Source organism: Halarcobacter bivalviorum (assembly GCF_003346815.1).
Taxonomy (GTDB): Bacteria; Campylobacterota; Campylobacteria; order Campylobacterales; family Arcobacteraceae; genus Halarcobacter; species Halarcobacter bivalviorum.
Genome location: NZ_CP031217.1, coordinates 2,340,715 through 2,358,551, shown reverse-complemented (window position 1 = coordinate 2,358,551; position 17,837 = coordinate 2,340,715). Strand labels below are relative to the sequence as shown.

Below are 17,837 nucleotides of genomic sequence, written 5' to 3'. Positions count from 1 at the left end.
AACTCTAGTTGTTTTAATTGTTTTAGTATTGATTTTTTCTTATATTGTAATTAAAAACTTTATCGCATAAAGAGGAATTATTTTCCTCTTTTTGCATAAAACTCTTTTTTAAACTCTACCCAGTTATCAGCTAAAATAGCCTCTCTTGCTTTTGTCATAAGATTTAAATAGTATCTAATATTGTGCATTGATGCAAGTCTAAAGTAGGTAATCTCATTTGCTTTGAAAAGATGATTTAAATATGCTTTTGTAAAGTTTTGACAAGTATAACAATCACACTCTTCATCCACTGGTGAAGCATCTTCTTTATACATAGCTTTTTTAATATTTACTCTTCCAATACTTGTAAAAAGTGTTCCATTTCTAGCATTTCTTGTTGGCATAACACAATCGAACATATCAACACCTCTTTCGATGTTTTCAATTAAATCCTCTGGTGTTCCAACTCCCATTAGGTATCTTGGTTTATCAAGTGGCATAAAATCAGTTGTCCATTCAACTGTATCATACATATCTTGATTTGGTTCTCCAACAGATAAACCTCCAATAGCAAAACCATCAAAGTCAGTTAAAGCACAAAGTTGTTGGGCACTCATTTTTCTAAACTCTTTATCTGTTCCACCTTGGATAATTGCAAAGATATTTTGCTCTACTCCAATACCTTTTGCTTGTTGCTCTTTATGATAAGTAATAGCTTCTTGTGCCCATTTAGTAGTTCTTTCAATAGACTTTTTAATTCTCTCTTTTGTATTAGGTAAAGCTACAAGGTCATCTAAAATCATCATAATATCACTTCCTAAATCATATTGTGTATCAAGCACACTTTGAGGAGTGAAATAGTGTTTACTTCCATCTATATGAGATTTAAACATAATCCCATTTTCATCAGGTTTTGAGTTATCACTTAAAGAGAAAGCTTGGAAACCTCCTGAGTCTGTTAAAAATGAGTTTGGAAACTTTGAAAATCCATGAAGTCCACCAAATTTTTTTACTAATTTACTTCCTGGTCTTAAATATAAATGGTAAGTGTTTCCTAAGATGATTTTTGCACCCATAGATAGCAGGTCATTTGCATCAAGAGCTTTTACAGTTGCTTGTGTTCCAACAGGCATAAAAACAGGAGTTTTTATCTCACTGTGTGCTGTCTTAATTGTACATGCTCTTGCTTTATGATGTGAAGTTGCATCAATTTTAAATTCCATAAAAAATATTCCTTTTGTTATTAAAAATATGATTATATCTAAACAAAAGTAAATGATTAGAGATAAAAAGATATAATCTTGCCATGAAAAAGATATTAATTATTCTTGATGGAATTGTTGCTAAGAAATTAATGCGTAGAATTGTTGAGTCTAATACGACTGAAAACAATTATGATGTAGTTTATATGAATGATGCAATTGTTCCAGATCAAAAACCATCAAATTTTACATTTTATAAATTTGATCCAACATCTGAATCTAAGTTAGCAATGGTACTTGACAAAGATATTCACGTACAAGCCTTAATTGCACTTAATTCAAAAGATGAAATGTTAAATGTTATTAAAAATATTAAAGCTAGAAAAAATACTTTACATATCTCTATTTTAGATTATTGGGGGATTGAAATAGAGGATCCGTATATTAATATTTATAAAGGGATTGAAGTATTAGCAAATGGTATGGTTGAAAGACTTCCGAATATTCCTGTAATGGCACAAAATATTGGATTAAAGCAGGGTGAGATTATGGAGATTAAGATTCCATTTGGAAGCTCATATGCTTATAGATATATTGGCTCAATTGAACAAAATGAGTGGAAGATATTTGGTCTTTATAGAGGGGAAAGATTAATAAATATTAAACCTTCTTTGATTTTAAAACCAAATGATACAATTCTTGTAATTGGTAAACCAACAGTTTTAATGCAAGTTTATAATGCAATAGGAAAATCACAAGGACAGTTTCCTATGCCATTTGGACATCATCTTTATTTTTATTTAGATATGTACATCCAAACAAAACAAAGAATTATGGATGTGGTAAAAGAGGTTAAATATCTAAATCAAATGTTTAAAAATACTAAGATGATTATTAGAATTACACGACCTACAACAGTTGGTATTTTAGACTATATTAAAGAGAGTTTTAAAGATGATGACTCTGTTTTAATTAGAATAGATTATCACTATATTGATATGCGAAGACATTTAAAAAATGATATGAAAAAATATGATATTGGTATGGTGATTCTTACAAATGAGATGTTTAGAGTTAAAGAGTATGCAAGGGAGATAAAAACTCTAAAAGTACCAATTTTTAAATTAGGTGAAGAGCTAACTGGAAGTATCAAAAAAACAACAGTTATCGTAAATGATATAAATTCATATGAACAGATTTCTCCTGTTATTTTTGATGTGGCAAGTCAATTAAAAACAAAAACAAAGATTTTTGATATGGACCCAATAGGGGAAGAGACTGATAAAACAACTCTTTTAAACCATTTTGAAAATTTAGCAAAAATATTTAATCAAAAAGTAGAAATAATCTCAAATGACGAGAATCCTATTAGAGAGTTAAAAAAACAGAGTAATACTCTACAAATTTTACCTCTAAAAGATGAGATGTTTAAACAGAGATTCTCTTGGAAGTTTTTATATACAAACCCAGATTTGATCTCATTTGATATGAAAAAATATAGCCAGTTATTAATCCCAGTTATTGAAGAGTAAGGAAAAAAATGAAATTTGAACAATACCCTTTTGAAAAGTTAACAGAACTTTTAAAAGATATTACACCAAATGAAAACTATGAGTTATCAGCTTTAACAATAGGTGAACCAAAATTTGAAACACCTCAGTTTATTCAAGATGAATTAAAAAATACAACATCACTTTTACAAAAATATCCAGCAAGTGCAGGTTTACCAGAACTTAAAGAGGCAATGCTCTCTTTTGTAAAAAACAGATTTAATGTAGAACTTGAAATGAGTGAAATAATACCTACTTTTGGTACAAGAGAGGTACTTTTTAATTTTCCTCAATTTGCATTATTTGATAAAAAAAATCCAGTAATTGCTTTTACAAACCCTTTTTACCAAATTTATGAAGGTGCCGCAATAGCAAGTAGGGCAGAGGTTATTCATATTGATTTATTAAAAGAGAATAATTTCAAAGCAGAACTTAGTGATGAAGAGCTAAAAAGATGTGATTTAGTTATTTTAAATTATCCAAATAATCCTACATCAGCAGAGATGACAAAAGAAGAGTTAGGTCTTTGGGTTAAAAAGGCTTTAGAGTTTGATTTTATTTTAGTAAATGATGAGTGTTATTCAGAAATCTATTTTGATGAGAATAATAAACCAGTATCTTTACTTGAAGCAAGTATTGAAGTGGGAAATAGCTCTTTTAAAAATGTACTTGTAATGAACTCTATCTCAAAAAGAAGTTCGGCTCCAGGTCTAAGATCTGGTTTTATTGCAGGGGATAAAAATATTTTAGAAGAGTATATGCAATATAGAACTTATGTAGGTTGTGCTTCTCCTGTTCCCTTACAAAAAGCAGCCGCAGTTGCTTGGAATGAAACATCTCATGTAGATGAATTTAGAAAAATTTATAAAAGAAATTTTGAACTTGCATATGAGATTTTAGGAGTAAAAGCTCCTCAAGCTACTTTTTATATCTGGCTTGAAGTAGAAGATGAGCTAGAGTTTACTAGAAATCTTTATAGAGAAAAAAATATAAAAGTTTTACCAGGAAGTTTCTTAGGAAGAAATGGAATCGGTAAAGGATATGTAAGAATTGCACTTGTAGAAAATGAAAAGAAAACTGAAGAAGTATTAAAAAGATTAAAGGATTTTATTGATGGATAAAGAAGAGTTACAAGAGGCTAGGACTAATCCAGAGTTCTTAGACTATTTAGAAAAAACTAGAATCAATGCAATTGCAGCAAGAGATATTTCAGCATTATATGAAGTATTAGATTCTATGTTGATTTTAGATTTAGATGAAGAAAAGATTAACTCTGTTTATCAAACAATTTTAGAAACATCATTTGAGAAAGTAGAAATTATTGTTAATAATAATCAAAAACTAACTTTAGATGATGACCATATGTATTATATAAGAGCTCTTTATGAGCATGGAATTGAGAAGTGGAGTTATGATAACTTTGATGGAGCAAAGGATTTACTATTTGTTCTTTCAAATATTGTTGAAGATGAAATTTTAGTTGATTCTTTACAAGTTCATATTATTGCCCTTGCAAATAAAACTAAACTTGATGATTTCTATGAAAATGAAGTAGATTTAAACTCTTGTAATAGTGAAGAAAAATATGGATACTTTATCACTTCATTTAATAAAGAAGTAAAGAGTTATTTAGAAGAGAATAAAACTTTACTAAAAGAAGAGTATGAAAATTTAAAACATCTACTGGAAAATTAATGAAAGTACATTTTATAGGTATTGGTGGAATAGGTCTTTCTGCCTTAGCAAGATTTTTAAAAAATGATGGTTATGAAGTTTGTGGTTCAGATATAAAAAGTTCACCAATTACTAAAGCTTTAGAAGAAGAGGGGATTAAAGTTTCATGCCCTCAAGATGCAAAAAATATTAGTGATGATTTAGATATTGTAATCTATTCTGCTGCTGTTACAGATGAAAATCCTGAGTTAATAGAAGCAAGATTAAAACAGATTAGAACTATTTCAAGAAAAGAAGCTTTACCTATTATTTTAGGAGATAAGAAAAACTATTGTGTTGCAGGAGCTCATGGTAAATCAACTACAACAGCAATCTTAGCTTCAATCTTAGAAAGTTCAGCTTTAATTGGAGCTATCTCAAAGGATTTTGGTTCTAACTTTAGATATGTAAATGATTTAGTATCTTTTGAAGCTGATGAATCTGACGCAAGCTTTTTACTTTCAAATCCTTATTGTTCAATTGTTACAAATGCTGAACCAGAACATATGGAATACTATCAATATGATTATGAAAAGTTTTTTGAAGCCTATAAAAAGTTTATTAATTTAGCTGCTAAAAGAGTCTTAAATGCAGAAGATGAGTATATTAAAAAACTTGAAATAGAAGAGGCAACTTATCTTTATCCAAGTGTAGATATTAAAAACTTATCATATCTTCTAAAAGATGGAGAACCACATACTAGATTTGAGTTAAAAGATTTTGGTTCTTTTGAAGTTTGGGGGTTTGGATACCATATTGCAATAGATGCTTCTTTAGCAATTTTAGCTGCTTTAAATGAGATAGATATTGAACAAATTAGAAAAAATATTTCTAACTATAAGGGAATAAAAAAGAGATTTGATATTGTTCAAAAAAATGATAAGCTTGTGGTAGTAGATGATTATGCACACCATCCAACAGAAATTGAAGCTACAATGAAATCTGTTGAGGTTTATGATAACTTAACAAATATTGATAAAAGAATAGTTATTTGGCAACCACACAAATATAGTAGAACACATGATAACTTAGAAGGTTTTAAAAGGTGTTTTAGAAGATGTGATGAACTTGTAATTTTACCTATCTGGACAATTCCTGGAGAGCAAAAATTAGAGATTGATTTTGAAAAAGAGTTTGCTTTATATAATCCTATTTTTGCAGATAAAATAAGAACAAGTGATGGAAAAGTAGAACTTATTAAAGATGAAAAAGTTATTCACGAATATAGTGATGGAATAGTTCTTGGTGTTGGTGCAGGAGATATAACTTATCAATTAAGACACAATTAATAACCTTAAAAAGATAATAATTTAATTTTCTGTAAAGTTTTTAATAATAAAATAGAATTATTATCTTTGAAGTTAAGGTATTAAAATGAAAATATTAGTTAAAAAATTTATGAAAAATGAGTCAACCTCTGGACTTATTTTAATTTTCGTTACAATAATTGCTTTAGCTCTAAGAAATTCTGATTTCTCAGGATTTTATACCACATTCTTACATACACAAATTACTTTTAAAATAGGTGCAATCTTAGATATTGATAAACCTTTAATTCTTTGGATAAATGATGGATTAATGGCAATTTTCTTTTTACTTATAGGTTTAGAAATAAAAAGAGAACTTCTTGCTGGACACCTCTCTTCAGCTTCCAAAGTAGCCTTGCCTGCAATTGCTGCTTTAGGAGGAATGGTTGTTCCTGCAATTATCTTTTTAATCTTTAATTATGGAGATGATTTTGCCCTAAGAGGTTGGGCAATTCCAACAGCTACTGATATTGCCTTTGCTCTTGGTATTTTATCTCTTTTAGGAAAAAGAATCCCAACAACTTTAAAAATATTTTTAATGGCACTTGCTATTTTTGATGACTTAGGTGCTATTTTAATTATTGCAGTTTTTTATACCGCTGACTTATCTTTTCATGCAATCTCAATGGCAGTTATCTGTATCTTATTTTTAATTATATTAAATAGATTTCATGTAACAAGATTAGGCTTTTATTGGATAACAGGTGCTGTTCTTTGGATTTTTGTTTTAAAGTCAGGAGTCCATGCTACCTTAGCTGGAATAATTGTTGCTTTTACTATTCCTTTAAATGCAGTAAATGAAAAACGAAAAAGAGTCTCTCCTGCTAAATCCTTAGAACATCATATTCATTATTGGGTTGCATTTTATATTTTACCTCTTTTTGCTTTTGTAAATGCAGGAGTAGATTTAAGTGGAATCTCTTTTGAAAAAATAACTACAGGGGTATCTTTAGGGATTATTTTAGGTTTATTTGTAGGAAAACAAGTGGGAGTATTTCTATTTACTTATTTAGCAGTAAAATATAAATTAGCAAAATTACCTAAATGTGCTACTTGGTCTCAAATATATGGAGTATCCATCTTGACAGGAGTAGGTTTTACAATGAGTCTGTTTATTAACTCATTAGCTTATAATGAATCAGATATCTTTTATCATACAGATAAATTAGGAATTTTAATAGGTTCTTTTTTATCTGGAATCTTAGGTTATTTGGTTCTTCGTTTTACAAAATCAAAAAGAGTTTGTAATTTAGATTAGAAAAGGGGTTTAATAAATCCTCTTTCTATTTTAATTTTACCTTCCAATTCAAGTTCAAAAATTTTACTTGCATATTTACTTACCGCATCTTCATAAGTAGGAAAAGTTTTTAGGTATTTTTCAAAGGCATTATCATTTTGTTTCTCTTCTCCGAAACTGTTAAGAAATTTTTCAATTGAATGAATAGGAGTAATTAGACCTTCATCAAGTAGTTTTTGTGTTCCCTTACTCTCTTCTAATCTATGGGGTATAGTATAGACTTTTTTGCCCATTTTAAGTGCATAATTAATAGAGCTAAGAGTTCCACTATTTTCATCTGCATAAGTTACAATAAGAATCTCACTTAAAGCAACAACTAGTTCATTTCTTTCAATAAAAGTATATACCCTTGCTTTCTCACCTTTTTTATAAGAACTAAGCATTAAGCCATCTTTTTCAATCTCTTCAATAAGTTTTTTATTTATAGCAGGATATCTTATATCTAAACCATTTGCAACAACTGCAATACTATTTTTTGCTCCAGCAGCTTTATGGGCAATACTGTCAACGCCAATAGCAGCACCACTTACAATAGTCATATCTCTTTTACTAAGTCCACTTGCTAGAAGGTGAGTCATCTTTTGAGCATATAAATTAGGTTTTCTTGAGCCTACCATGGCTATTTTTCTTTTTTTTAGTAATTTTAAATTACCAATATAAAATAGTTCTTTTGGGTAGCTTTTCATTGAGTTCAGTTCATTAATTTTAAATTCAATTTTATTTATCATTATAAACCTTTTAAAAGATAATATAAAAAATAAACTTCATGAATAATAAAAAATGTTATAAATTTGGAAGTTGATTAATGTAGATTAGTTCTAAATCTTTAAGTAGTTTATATTTGTAAGTCATAAAATATAAATATCTATGATAATATATTACATCTAATATTATTTTTAATGTTTAAGATTATACAATATACTATTATTTCAAAATAGGATAAATAATGGAAATCAGTACTAAATATCAAACTTATACAAACTATCAAACTCAAAGTAATAATTCTACTTCTAAAACTCAATCAAATAACGACTTTTCAAGTGCTTTAGAAAACTTTGAGTCTTACAAAGCAGAAAAATCAACAAAAGCTGACTCAAAAGAAGAAGAGTATGATGAAAAATATCAACTTGGATTACAAAGATATAATGCTTTTCAAGATGGAGGGAATAAATGGTTTGAAAATTCAGTATTTGAAAAAGATCAAAATGCTAAAAATGAATTTATTAACTATCTATCTAACTTGTCAGTAGATGACTATATGTTTTTAAATGGAAATTTTATGAATTCTTTTGCTGATTTAGAACTTATTCCTGATGGAAAGGGAAATGCTATAACAAAAGAAGGCTCAGCTCAAAAAAACCCTGCAAAAGAATTTTCATCAATTGGAAGTGCCATAAACTATTTTAACGATGAAATTAACGAACTTATAGAAGGTGCAAGAAAATTTGGTGGAGATCGATCGTATATAATTGATCTTTTAACAAATGTTAAAAACTTCTTTAAAGACTACCAATCAAAAGAACAAGAGGATAACTATAAAACATTAGGAAGTAATAATCCACCTTTATTTTCAAAGGATTAAAAATGAATATAACAGAGACCCAACAAAGATATACAAGCTATCAAACTCAAAGTAATAATTCTACTTCTAAAACTCAATCAAATAACGACTTTTCAAGTGCTTTAGAAAACTTTGAGTCTTACAAAGCAGAAAAATCAACAAAAGCTGACTCAAAAGAAGAAGAGTATGATGAAAAATATCAACTTGGATTACTAAGATATAATGCTTTTCAAGATGGAGGGAATAAATGGTTTGAAAATTCAGTATTTGAAAAAGATCAAAATGCTAAAAATGAATTTATTAACTATCTATCTAATTTGCCAGTAGAGGACTATATGTTAATAAATGGAAAACTTCATTCATCTTTGGGAGCTAAATTAATGGAGGATGAAAATGGAAATATAGTATCTGGAAAATATGAAAAAAACCCTTCAAAAGAGTTTTTTTCAATAGAAAGTACAATTAATTATTTTGAAAATGAACTTAACGAACTTATAGAAGGTGCAAGAAAATTTGGAGGAGATTCATCATATATGACTAATCTTTTAACAGATGTTGTAAACTTCTTTAAAGACTACCAATCAAAAGAACAAGAGGATAACTATAAAACATTAGGAAATAATAATCCACCTTTATTTTCAAAGGATTAAAAATGAATATAACAGAGACTCAACAAAGATATACAAGCTATCAAACTCAAAGTAATAATTCTACTTCTAAAACTCAATCAAATAACGACTTTTCAAGTGCTTTAGAAAACTTTGAGTCTTACAAAGCAGAAAAATCAACAAAAGCTGACTCAAAAGAAGAAGAGTATGATGAAAAATATCAACTTGGATTACAAAGATATAATGCTCTAGGTATTGCAAATGGGGAAAAATGGTTTGAAAATTCAGTATTTGAAAAAGATCAAAGTGCTAAAAGTGAATTCATTAACTATTTGGCAGAACTAGATATAAAAAAATTTATGTCCATTAGTACAAACCTTTGGGAGTCATTTCACAATACACTTGCTGAAGATTTAAATGGAAATGTTACAGAAAGTGGCCCTTCACAAAAAAATCCTAAAAAAGAGTTTATATCAGTTGAAAGTACAAAAAACTATTTCCAAGATGAAATAAATAGACTAGAAGAAGGAGCAAGAAAATTTGGAGGAAATCCATCTGAGATGATAGAACTTTTAACAGATGTTGTAAACTTCTTTAAAAACTACCAATCAAAAGAACAAGAGGATAAATATAAAACATTAGGAAGTAATCAAAATGCAAATTGATAAAGAAAAAATTAAATTGGCTATCTTTTTTATCCCTTTGATAATATTAGTAGCTATTGGTCTTGAAAAAAGATTATAAGATTGTTATAAATTTGGAAGTTGATTAACGTAGATTAATTCTAAATCTTTAAGTAGGGGTTTTGATTCTCTTAAAACTTTTATTGTTATATCATAAGGATGCCCAATTGCAATAGCATGTCCTCTTTTTTTAGCAATTCTAATTGCTTGTTTTAATTGGTTTTGAATATAATTAAAATCTTGTTCATTATCTAAAAAGATATTTCTTGCAAGATATGGCATATTATATTTTTCTGCCATAATTTTACCTACACTTTTACTTGTAGTTCTACTATCCATGAAAGTAAAATTATATTTTTTTAAAGCTCTAAATAGTTTATCCATAGCTTCTTTATTTTCAGTAAATTTACTACCTGTATGGTTATTTGTAAATTGTGCATTTGGATACCAACTTCTCATTTGTGCAACTCTTTTTTCAATTTGCTCATATGAGTCTTTAATATGAAGAGTATATTGCTCTTCTCCTTTAAAGTATTTTGCTTCCATAGGAAAGTGAATCATATAAAAAGGTAAATCTTTAACCATCTCTGTAGTACTTCCATTTCTTGAAGTAGGAGGTAGTATTGATAGAGTTGTTTTATATCCAACATTAAGTAGTTTATTAATTTGATAAGTAGTAGTTACATCATCAATTACGATTGCTAATTTAGGTTTATTTGTTTTTATTGGAAGAGCTTTATGGAATACAGGTTTCTCTTCTGTTTGTAGAGTCTCTTCTTCTTTTTTTGTATCTTCTTTAATAGGTTCTTTTTTAGTCTCAGTTTTTTCTGGAATATACTCTTTATATAAATCTTCTGTATACTCTTCAAAATCATCTTTTTTTACATCTTTAAAATAATTGTTTAGTTTATCTTCACTTGTTTCTTGTATTTTATTTAGGTCTTCTTTAATTTGCTTCTCTATTTTGATAATCTCTTTTTTAGATTTTTCAACTTTCTTAGCATCAACTAAATAGATTAGAACTCCTATTGCAATTAATAGGGCAAGGATTATTAATAAAAGGATATTAATTAGTTTAAAATTAATATTTTTAATATTAGAAGGTTTTTTTCTTGTAGTTTTTCTTTTTGTTACTTTTCTTTTTGCCATAGATAGAAAAAAAAGTAAGAGAAAATTCTCTTACTTTAATTAATTATAGATTAGTTTTTATCTTGATCTACGATTTTTTTAGCAGCAATCCAAGGCATCATTGATCTTAATTGTGCACCAGTTTGCTCAATTAAAGAAGCTCTTGAATTTTTTCTTTCAGCATTCATTCTTGGGTAACCAGCTTGACCTTCTAAGATAAAGTCTTTAGCGAATCTACCATCTTGAATCTCTTTTAATAGTTCTCTCATTGCAGCTTTAGACTCATCATTGATAACTCTTTTACCTGCAATATAATCACCATATTCAGCAGTATTAGAAATAGAATATCTCATATCAGCAATACCACCTTCATACATTAAGTCAACGATTAATTTTAATTCGTGTAGACACTCAAAGTATGCCATCATTGGATCATAACCAGCTTCAGTTAATGTTTCAAATCCAGCTTGAACTAACGCAGTAGCTCCACCACATAATACAGCTTGCTCTCCGAAAAGATCAGTTTCAGTTTCATCTTTGAAAGTAGTTTCAATAATTCCAGTTCTTCCACCACCGATTGCTGAAGCATATGCTAAAGCTACATCTTTAGTGTCACCAGAAGCATCTTGATGAATAGCGATTAAATCAGGAATACCACCACCTTTAGTAAACTCAGATCTTACTGTGTGACCTGGAGCTTTAGGAGCAACCATCATTACGTTTGTGTTTGCAGCTGGAACAATTCTTCCATAGTGAATGTTAAACCCGTGTCCGAATGCTAAATAAGCACCTTCTTTAAGGTTTGGTTTAATTTCATTTGTATAAATATCAGCTTGATTTTCATCTGGTAATAAAATCATTACAACATCTGCAGCAGCAGTTGCTTCTGCAACAGTTTTAACTTCAAAACCTTTAGCTTCTGCTTTAGCCCAAGATGAACCATCTTTTCTTAAACCAACAACAACTTCAACACCAGAGTCTCTTAAGTTTTCTGCGTGCGCGTGACCTTGTGATCCAAATCCAATCATTGCAACTTTTTTAGATTTGATTAATTCAATATTACAATCTTTATCGTAGTAAACATTTAATGCCATTACTGTGTTCCTCTTCTCAAAATTTTGAGGATTATATCTAAATAAAGTTAAAGTTTTGGTAATTTTATTTTAAAGCAAGCACCAAAATAGTGATACTCATTTATAAAAAAGTCAGAATTATAGGCTGTTAAAGAACCTTTCATATGCTTTTCAATTATATCTTTACTCATATAAAGACCTATTCCTGTACCTTGTGATTTATGTTTTGTAGTAAAATATGGGTCAAATATTTTATCTTTTATATTTGAAGAAATTCCTCCTGCACTATCATAAAATTCAATTATATTTTGATTTTCATTTTCATAGGCTTTTATATAAACTTGTCTTTTCTCTAGTTTTTTCTCTTTTAGAATATCTTTTGCATTATTTAAAATATTTAAAAAAGCTTGTGCTAACTCATTTGGGAAGCCTACTGAACAAAGCTCTTTTTTTTCTAAATCTAAAGTGACTGTAATAGCATTGTCTTTATATACGGCACTTGTAATACAAAGAGAATTATTAAGTACATCAATAACATTAAACTTTACAGCCTCTTTATCTTTTCTAAAAAAACTTCTAAAATCTTCAATTGTTTGATTTAAAAATTCTACATACTTCATAACAGAACTATAAGAGTTCTTTATATCATCTTTTGTTGCAATATTTAATTCAATTTGTAATTGCATAGAAGAAACTGTTGAAGAGATTGCTGACAGAGGTTGTCTCCACTGGTGTGCAATATTTCCTATCATCTCTCCTAATGCAGCAAATCTTCCTTGTTGGATAAGAGCTTTATCTTTTTCTCTATTTTTTTCAACCTCTTCTTTGATTTTTATCTCTAAGTTTCTATTTAAGTCTTTTAGCTCTTTTGTTTTATGGTCAATTATATTTTCTAAATTATTATTTAAAGCTTTTAACTCTTTTTGTGCCTCAATCTCTTTTGTAATATTGTTTAAAGCTACAATTACTATAAAGTTATTTGTATCTAAAACTTTTTTTGAAGCTGAAATTGTAAAATAATTTAAGACTTCTTGTTTGTACATAGCAACTTTGTGCAACTTACTAGGATTGTCTAAGATATATTCAAACCACATCCTTCCATCATAATCTTTATCAATTACATAATCATCGTCATTTATATCTACAAAAAAATCACAAATACAAATATGCTCTTTTTGAAAATCATCAAAACTATTATAACCATCAAAGAAATCTACAAGAGCCTGATTTGCATCAATCATATATTCGCCATTACTTACAACAACTATATTTTTTTGTGCATCAAGAATCCCCCTTGTAGAACGCTCTTGTATCTCTAAGTTTTTTGTATTTTTATTTATTTGAATAGCAATTAAAAAACCAAGAATAGCAACTATAAAAATAATAATTAAGATTAAAAGCAGTTCAAGGTTTGTATATTGTTTTTTTTGTTTTTTAATTTCATCTTGAAGTTTTTTTAACTCAATTGTCCCTTCATAAAGTAATCTATTTGCATTTTCTGTAATTCTTACAAAAAAAGCAGGAGTACTTTTATAAAATCGTTTTATTTTTTTATTTTGCTTCATAAAACCAATTGGGTCATTTTCTTGTTTTAATGCAATTTGTTTTTTCAATAAGTTATTTAAAGTTTGAAGCATCTCTTCAAATTCGATAATTTTAGGACTTAAATCTATAACCTCTAAAGAAATATTGTTATCATCTTTATTGTAATGAATGACTTTTTCTGTATCATTATGCCCTACAATATTTAGTCTAATTACTCTTTTTAAAACACCACCATTTTCTAAAATATTTAAGCCATCTTCAATATTATTTATTCTTTGCTCTATTCTATTATTTATTAATTCAATACCTTTAAGATTTGTTGTAGAAGTTGCTAATTCATAAAAATCTGAACGGATTTTATGTAAATCATCTACAATAAACTCTCCAATTTCCATTTTTGCTTTTAGGTTTTCAGTTTTTTTATCTAAATTGTCTATTAAGTTTAGGAAAAAAATATGTAAAGAGATTAAAAATATTAATCCAAAAATAAAGACTAAAAGTAATAAAATAAGGTTTTTTAGAGTATACGTGAATTTTCCGAACAAGTTTATATCCTATAAGAAGCCATATTTTTTCATAATATCTTTACCCTCTTGTGAAGAAGCAAAATTCATAAAAGCCTTTGCAATCTCTTTATTTTTTGAAAATTTAAGTAAAGAGATTTCTAATTTTTTCTTTTGTGCAAATTTTTCATCAATTTCAACTATTTTTATATATTTATTGTTTTCTGGCCAATACCCTGTTGACCTCCAATTAATAGTAATATCTGCTCTTTTTTCAATTAAAGCCTTATTTAAATTTCTTGAATCTGTTCCTATTTCTACAGCATTATCAAAAGCATCATAAAAGAACTCTTCTCCTTTATATTTTGTAAGAATATTTTTTGTTTCTCTTCCTATGCTTCCAGATTTTGGAGTACAAAGAATAGAAGCAAGAGAGGTATCAATAAAAGAATCAAGTGAAGTTATCTCTTTTTTTAAATCTTTTCTTATGAAAATTGCAGCTTGGTTATAACCTATTTCAACAGCTTCTAATAAGTAGCCATCTTTTAAATTGTTTTTTCTATATGAGTTGCTACCAGGTAGATATAAATCTCCTACTTTAGAGTATTTTAAAGCGTCATAAAGGTCTTTTGAACCTCCTTGTGAGATTTTAATTGTGCAGTTATATCTTTGTTCAATAATTTTTGCCATCTCTTTAATTGGTTTTACCATTGTGATGCCACAATAAAATATAAGTGTAGGTTTGCTACTATTTGCCTGAAGTGAAGTGCTGAATAACAGAATAAGAGTAAAAATTATTTTGAAAAGCATTTAGTTTCCTTATGAATAACTTTAAAAAATAAATTATATCATAATATTATATTAAGAAAGAAAAGGAATAGTTTTGTTGAAAAAAATTTTTACTAAAATTGTAAAAGGTATAAATGATTTCTCAAATAGCGAAAAAGAAGTACTTCAAGAGTTTATAGATGAAAATATAATTATAATTGGAAGTAATGATTTATATGAAATAAATTCTAAATATAAAGTTGCTATTGTAAAAATCAATAAAAATAATGCAACCTTAAAAGATTTAGCAAATGAACATAAAGATGTAAAAATAGATTTTGAAAATTTATCTGGTGCATATGATAAGGATTTAGTATTAGCAAAAAGAGTTTTTAATCCAAGAAGTAAAACAAAAGCAAAAGTTATAAGAGTTTTAGAAGGAAATAAAAAAGAGATACTAATTTATAAAAGAGATAATGCTTTTTTTACTTTAAAAGAGAATATTGAACTTCAAGTTAAAAAAGAGATTGAAGCTAATGAAAATGATATTTTATTAATAGATGATAAAAACTTTGAAGTAATAAAAAAGCTTGGAAACATTTCTGATGCAAAGATTGATGAACAAATATCTTTATATCTATATAATGAAGAGTTTAGACTAAATAAGCCCCTTGAAGTAGAAGCAAAAATGGATGATACCAAACAAAGAGTTGATTTAACTCATTTAGCTTTTACAACAATCGATCCAGCTAGTGCAAAAGACCATGATGATGCAATTTATTATGATGAAGAAAATGAAATTCTTTATGTTGGAATTGCTGATGTCTCTTATTTTGTAAAAGAGGGAAGTGAACTTGATAAATTAGCTTTTTTAAAGAGTACTTCTGCATATTTACCAGGAAAAGTTTTACCAATGCTTCCAAATGAACTTAGTGAAGATATGTGTTCATTAAAAGAGGGTGTTGAAAGATACTCTTATGTATTTAAAATCTATTTAGATATTGAAAATAAAGCAGTACTAAAATCTGAAGTTTTTGAAGCAATAATAAAATCAAGAAGAAAGTTTTCTTATGGAAGAATTGATAGAGTATTAGAGAAAAAATTTGATACTTATACTGAAGAGGAAAAAGAGATTTTTGATACTTTAATCTCTTTATATGAGGTTACAAAATCTTTTAGATATGAAAGACTTAAAAAGGGTTATGATTTTAGAAGTGTTGAGTATAGATTAAAACTTAATAGACAATATGAGTTAGAAGGTATTGATGTTGAGACCTCGTCACCTTCTCACCAGTTAGTGGAAGAGTGTATGCTTTTAGCAAATATTGAAGCTAGTAAAAAAGTAAACTCTGTAGGAATCTTTAGAATACATGAAGAACCACCTTTTAAAGCTATTTCGAAATTAGTTGATGATGTAAATGCTTTAGGTATTAAAGCAAAACTACAAAATGATGTGCATGATACAATTACACATATTCAAGAGAAAGCAAAACATTCTGTAATAAAAGATGAGATAGATGAGTTAATTATTCATGCACAAACACAAGCAAAATACTCTTCTAAAAACTTAGGACACTTTGGTTTAGGTTTCTCTTCTTATTCGCACTTTACGAGTCCAATTAGAAGATATTCTGATTTAGTATTACACCGTATGCTTAAAACAAAAGAGACTCCTAAAAATATAGATGAAATCTGTGAACATATCTCAATTCAAGAGCGAAAAATAGATCAAATGGTTTGGGATTTTGAAGATAGAAAATATGCTAGATGGGCTGCTAAAAATCTTGGTCTTGAGATAAAAGTTAAAATAACAGATGATGAAAAAGGTGTTTGTGTCTCTTATGGCATAATGCCAGGTATGAAAATCTATTTAGATAATTATAAGGGACAAGTACTTTTTTCTAAACAAAAAGTTGTTATAAAATCAAGTGATATTCTTACTAAAAAAATTGTAGGGTCATTAAAATACTAATGGAAAAGCAAAAGCACTGGGATAAAATTTTTAATACACAATGTGAAGAGATTTTAGGTTGGTTTGAGAAAGATTTTTCTCAAACTTTAAAATATTTACAGAAGATAGAAAAGTTAGAAAATAAAGATGTATTTGTGAGTGGAGTAGGAACTTCAAAGATAGCAGACATTTTAGCTCTAAGAGAAGGTAAAACAGTTTTAAATGATATAAGTTTAGAGGCTTTAAATATTTTAAAAAAGAGAATCAAAGGTAAAAATGTAGAGTTTTTTCAATTTGATATTTCAAAACCTTTTAAAAAAGAGTGTGATGTTTGGATTGATAGGGCAGTTCTTCATTTTTTGATTGAGGAAGATGAAATAAAAAACTATTTTGAAAGTTTAAAACAAAGTCTTAGAAAAGATGGTTTAATTCTATTTGCTCAATATAAAAAAGGAACAGCAGAAAAATGTGCAAGTTTACCTTTAAAGCAGTATGATATAGAAGAATTTAATTTTTATCTTGGCAAAGCTTTCAAACTTTTAGAGTCTGAAACTTTTGAATTTACGATGCCAAGTTTAGATAAAAGAGAGTTTATTTATGCGCTATATAAGAAAATAGATTAAACAGTAAGAATTGTATCCCCTGATTTAATCCATTGACTTAGAAGTTCTCCTGTGTAATAAACATTAATATCGCAAGCTTCTAATGTTGAGGTTATCTCTAAGTTATCAGCACATTTTAAACAAGCAATAAATTTAACTCCATCTTTTGACATCTGTTTGATTTTTTCTTGAATCTCTTTGTCTTCATGGATTAACTTCTGACTTGCTCCCCAAACTAAAATAGTAACTTCTTGCATCCAAGCTTTTAGTTTTGCATTGTGTGCATATAAAAGTACCATATTTTCAACTGTTTCTTTATTGTCACTTGTCCATAAAATTTTTGCTTCAGTTTGCATAATAACTCCTA

17 protein-coding genes are annotated in these 17,837 nt (G+C 27.9%); 10 read left to right on the top strand and 7 right to left on the bottom strand.

Features of this window, described 5'->3' with window-relative positions; genetic code table 11:
- Positions 1-77: 77 nt before the first annotated feature.
- On the bottom strand, positions 78-1,202 hold the full coding sequence (gene tgt / locus ABIV_RS11955; RefSeq protein ID WP_114840107.1) for a tRNA guanosine(34) transglycosylase Tgt: 1,125 nt from the start codon (positions 1,200-1,202) through the stop codon (positions 78-80).
- Between the two features lie 83 nt (positions 1,203-1,285).
- Here tgt and ABIV_RS11950 point away from each other — a divergent pair, with 83 nt between their 5' ends.
- The 5 genes from ABIV_RS11950 (at position 1,286) to nhaA (ending at position 7,009) form a co-directional block, all read left to right on the top strand.
- A complete protein-coding gene (locus ABIV_RS11950) occupies positions 1,286-2,713 on the top strand; it encodes a COG3400 family protein (protein WP_114840106.1) in 1,428 nt (475 codons plus the stop codon).
- Positions 2,714-2,721: 8 nt separating this feature from the next.
- The gene (locus tag ABIV_RS11945; RefSeq protein ID WP_114840105.1) at positions 2,722-3,852 is read left to right on the top strand and encodes a succinyldiaminopimelate transaminase; all 1,131 of its coding nucleotides are present in this window, start codon (positions 2,722-2,724) and stop codon (positions 3,850-3,852) included.
- Positions 3,845-4,426 carry a hypothetical protein gene (locus ABIV_RS11940; RefSeq protein WP_114840104.1) on the top strand — a complete coding sequence of 194 codons (582 nt, stop codon included), beginning with the start codon at positions 3,845-3,847 and terminating at the stop codon, positions 4,424-4,426. The genes ABIV_RS11945 and ABIV_RS11940 overlap by 8 nt, the downstream gene beginning before the upstream one ends.
- Positions 4,426-5,733 (top strand): UDP-N-acetylmuramate--L-alanine ligase, encoded by a 1,308-nt coding sequence (murC, locus tag ABIV_RS11935; protein ID WP_114840103.1) that lies wholly within the window; start codon positions 4,426-4,428, stop codon positions 5,731-5,733. Before ABIV_RS11940 ends, murC begins: the two co-directional genes overlap by 1 nt.
- 85 nt (positions 5,734-5,818) lie before the next feature.
- Positions 5,819-7,009, top strand: coding sequence for a Na+/H+ antiporter NhaA (nhaA, locus tag ABIV_RS11930; RefSeq protein ID WP_114840102.1), 1,191 nt, complete (start codon positions 5,819-5,821; stop codon positions 7,007-7,009).
- Here the strand turns inward: nhaA and ABIV_RS11925 are convergent.
- Positions 7,006-7,776 (bottom strand): DNA-processing protein DprA, encoded by a 771-nt coding sequence (locus ABIV_RS11925; RefSeq protein WP_114840101.1) that lies wholly within the window; start codon positions 7,774-7,776, stop codon positions 7,006-7,008. The two genes, nhaA and ABIV_RS11925, sit on opposite strands and share 4 nt — an antisense overlap.
- Positions 7,777-7,994: 218 nt before the next feature.
- Here ABIV_RS11925 and ABIV_RS11920 point away from each other — a divergent pair, with 218 nt between their 5' ends.
- The 3 genes from ABIV_RS11920 to ABIV_RS11910 are packed head-to-tail and all read left to right on the top strand — an operon-like array spanning position 7,995 to position 9,882.
- Positions 7,995-8,630: a hypothetical protein gene (locus tag ABIV_RS11920; protein ID WP_114840100.1), complete on the top strand. Its 636-nt coding sequence runs from the start codon at positions 7,995-7,997 to the stop codon at positions 8,628-8,630.
- Between the two features lie 2 nt (positions 8,631-8,632).
- Positions 8,633-9,259 carry a hypothetical protein gene (locus tag ABIV_RS11915; RefSeq protein WP_114840099.1) on the top strand — a complete coding sequence of 209 codons (627 nt, stop codon included), beginning with the start codon at positions 8,633-8,635 and terminating at the stop codon, positions 9,257-9,259.
- A 2-nt stretch (positions 9,260-9,261) separates the two neighbouring features.
- A complete protein-coding gene (locus ABIV_RS11910; RefSeq protein ID WP_114840098.1) occupies positions 9,262-9,882 on the top strand; it encodes a hypothetical protein in 621 nt (206 codons plus the stop codon).
- An 84-nt stretch (positions 9,883-9,966) separates the two neighbouring features.
- On the opposite strand, the gene ABIV_RS11905 is transcribed toward ABIV_RS11910, so the two are convergent.
- Genes ABIV_RS11905 through ABIV_RS11890 form a run of 4 tightly spaced genes read right to left on the bottom strand, consistent with a single transcriptional unit; the run spans position 9,967 to position 14,959 of the window.
- Positions 9,967-11,049, bottom strand: a complete 1,083-nt coding sequence (locus ABIV_RS11905; RefSeq protein WP_114840097.1) for a divergent polysaccharide deacetylase family protein — start codon at positions 11,047-11,049, stop codon at positions 9,967-9,969.
- Between the two features lie 50 nt (positions 11,050-11,099).
- Positions 11,100-12,122, bottom strand: coding sequence for a ketol-acid reductoisomerase (gene ilvC / locus ABIV_RS11900; protein WP_114840096.1), 1,023 nt, complete (start codon positions 12,120-12,122; stop codon positions 11,100-11,102).
- Between the two features lie 47 nt (positions 12,123-12,169).
- Positions 12,170-14,191 carry a sensor histidine kinase gene (locus ABIV_RS11895; protein ID WP_114840095.1) on the bottom strand — a complete coding sequence of 674 codons (2,022 nt, stop codon included), beginning with the start codon at positions 14,189-14,191 and terminating at the stop codon, positions 12,170-12,172.
- 9 nt (positions 14,192-14,200) lie between these two features.
- Positions 14,201-14,959 carry a substrate-binding domain-containing protein gene (locus ABIV_RS11890; protein WP_114840094.1) on the bottom strand — a complete coding sequence of 253 codons (759 nt, stop codon included), beginning with the start codon at positions 14,957-14,959 and terminating at the stop codon, positions 14,201-14,203.
- Between the two features lie 76 nt (positions 14,960-15,035).
- Here ABIV_RS11890 and ABIV_RS11885 point away from each other — a divergent pair, with 76 nt between their 5' ends.
- Together ABIV_RS11885 and ABIV_RS11880 are read left to right on the top strand one after the other, a co-directional pair.
- The gene (locus ABIV_RS11885) at positions 15,036-16,889 is read left to right on the top strand and encodes an RNB domain-containing ribonuclease (RefSeq protein WP_228254302.1); all 1,854 of its coding nucleotides are present in this window, start codon (positions 15,036-15,038) and stop codon (positions 16,887-16,889) included.
- Entirely contained in the window at positions 16,889-17,491 is a 603-nt protein-coding gene (locus ABIV_RS11880) for a methyltransferase domain-containing protein (protein ID WP_114840092.1), read from the top strand. Before ABIV_RS11885 ends, ABIV_RS11880 begins: the two co-directional genes overlap by 1 nt.
- Here ABIV_RS11880 and ABIV_RS11875 read toward each other — a convergent pair.
- Positions 17,488-17,826 (bottom strand): DsrE family protein, encoded by a 339-nt coding sequence (locus ABIV_RS11875; protein WP_114840091.1) that lies wholly within the window; start codon positions 17,824-17,826, stop codon positions 17,488-17,490. The genes ABIV_RS11880 and ABIV_RS11875 overlap by 4 nt on opposite strands.
- Positions 17,827-17,837 lie beyond the last annotated feature (11 nt).

Excerpts from the sequence above, each read along its gene's own strand:
- ABIV_RS11905 (WP_114840097.1), bottom strand. The coding sequence starts at position 11,049 with ATGGCAAAAAGAAAAGTAACAAAAAGAAAAACTACAAGAAAAAAACCT.
- ABIV_RS11920 (WP_114840100.1), top strand. The coding sequence starts at position 7,995 with ATGGAAATCAGTACTAAATATCAAACTTATACAAACTATCAAACTCAA.
- ABIV_RS11880 (WP_114840092.1), top strand. The coding sequence starts at position 16,889 with ATGGAAAAGCAAAAGCACTGGGATAAAATTTTTAATACACAATGTGAA.
- ilvC (WP_114840096.1), bottom strand. The coding sequence starts at position 12,122 with ATGGCATTAAATGTTTACTACGATAAAGATTGTAATATTGAATTAATC.
- ABIV_RS11910 (WP_114840098.1), top strand. The coding sequence starts at position 9,262 with ATGAATATAACAGAGACTCAACAAAGATATACAAGCTATCAAACTCAA.
- ABIV_RS11925 (WP_114840101.1), bottom strand. The coding sequence starts at position 7,776 with ATGATAAATAAAATTGAATTTAAAATTAATGAACTGAACTCAATGAAA.
- ABIV_RS11950 (WP_114840106.1), top strand. The coding sequence starts at position 1,286 with ATGAAAAAGATATTAATTATTCTTGATGGAATTGTTGCTAAGAAATTA.
- ABIV_RS11915 (WP_114840099.1), top strand. The coding sequence starts at position 8,633 with ATGAATATAACAGAGACCCAACAAAGATATACAAGCTATCAAACTCAA.
- ABIV_RS11940 (WP_114840104.1), top strand. The coding sequence starts at position 3,845 with ATGGATAAAGAAGAGTTACAAGAGGCTAGGACTAATCCAGAGTTCTTA.
- ABIV_RS11875 (WP_114840091.1), bottom strand. The coding sequence starts at position 17,826 with ATGCAAACTGAAGCAAAAATTTTATGGACAAGTGACAATAAAGAAACA.
- ABIV_RS11890 (WP_114840094.1), bottom strand. The coding sequence starts at position 14,959 with ATGCTTTTCAAAATAATTTTTACTCTTATTCTGTTATTCAGCACTTCA.
- murC (WP_114840103.1), top strand. The coding sequence starts at position 4,426 with ATGAAAGTACATTTTATAGGTATTGGTGGAATAGGTCTTTCTGCCTTA.
- tgt (WP_114840107.1), bottom strand. The coding sequence starts at position 1,202 with ATGGAATTTAAAATTGATGCAACTTCACATCATAAAGCAAGAGCATGT.
- nhaA (WP_114840102.1), top strand. The coding sequence starts at position 5,819 with ATGAAAATATTAGTTAAAAAATTTATGAAAAATGAGTCAACCTCTGGA.
- ABIV_RS11945 (WP_114840105.1), top strand. The coding sequence starts at position 2,722 with ATGAAATTTGAACAATACCCTTTTGAAAAGTTAACAGAACTTTTAAAA.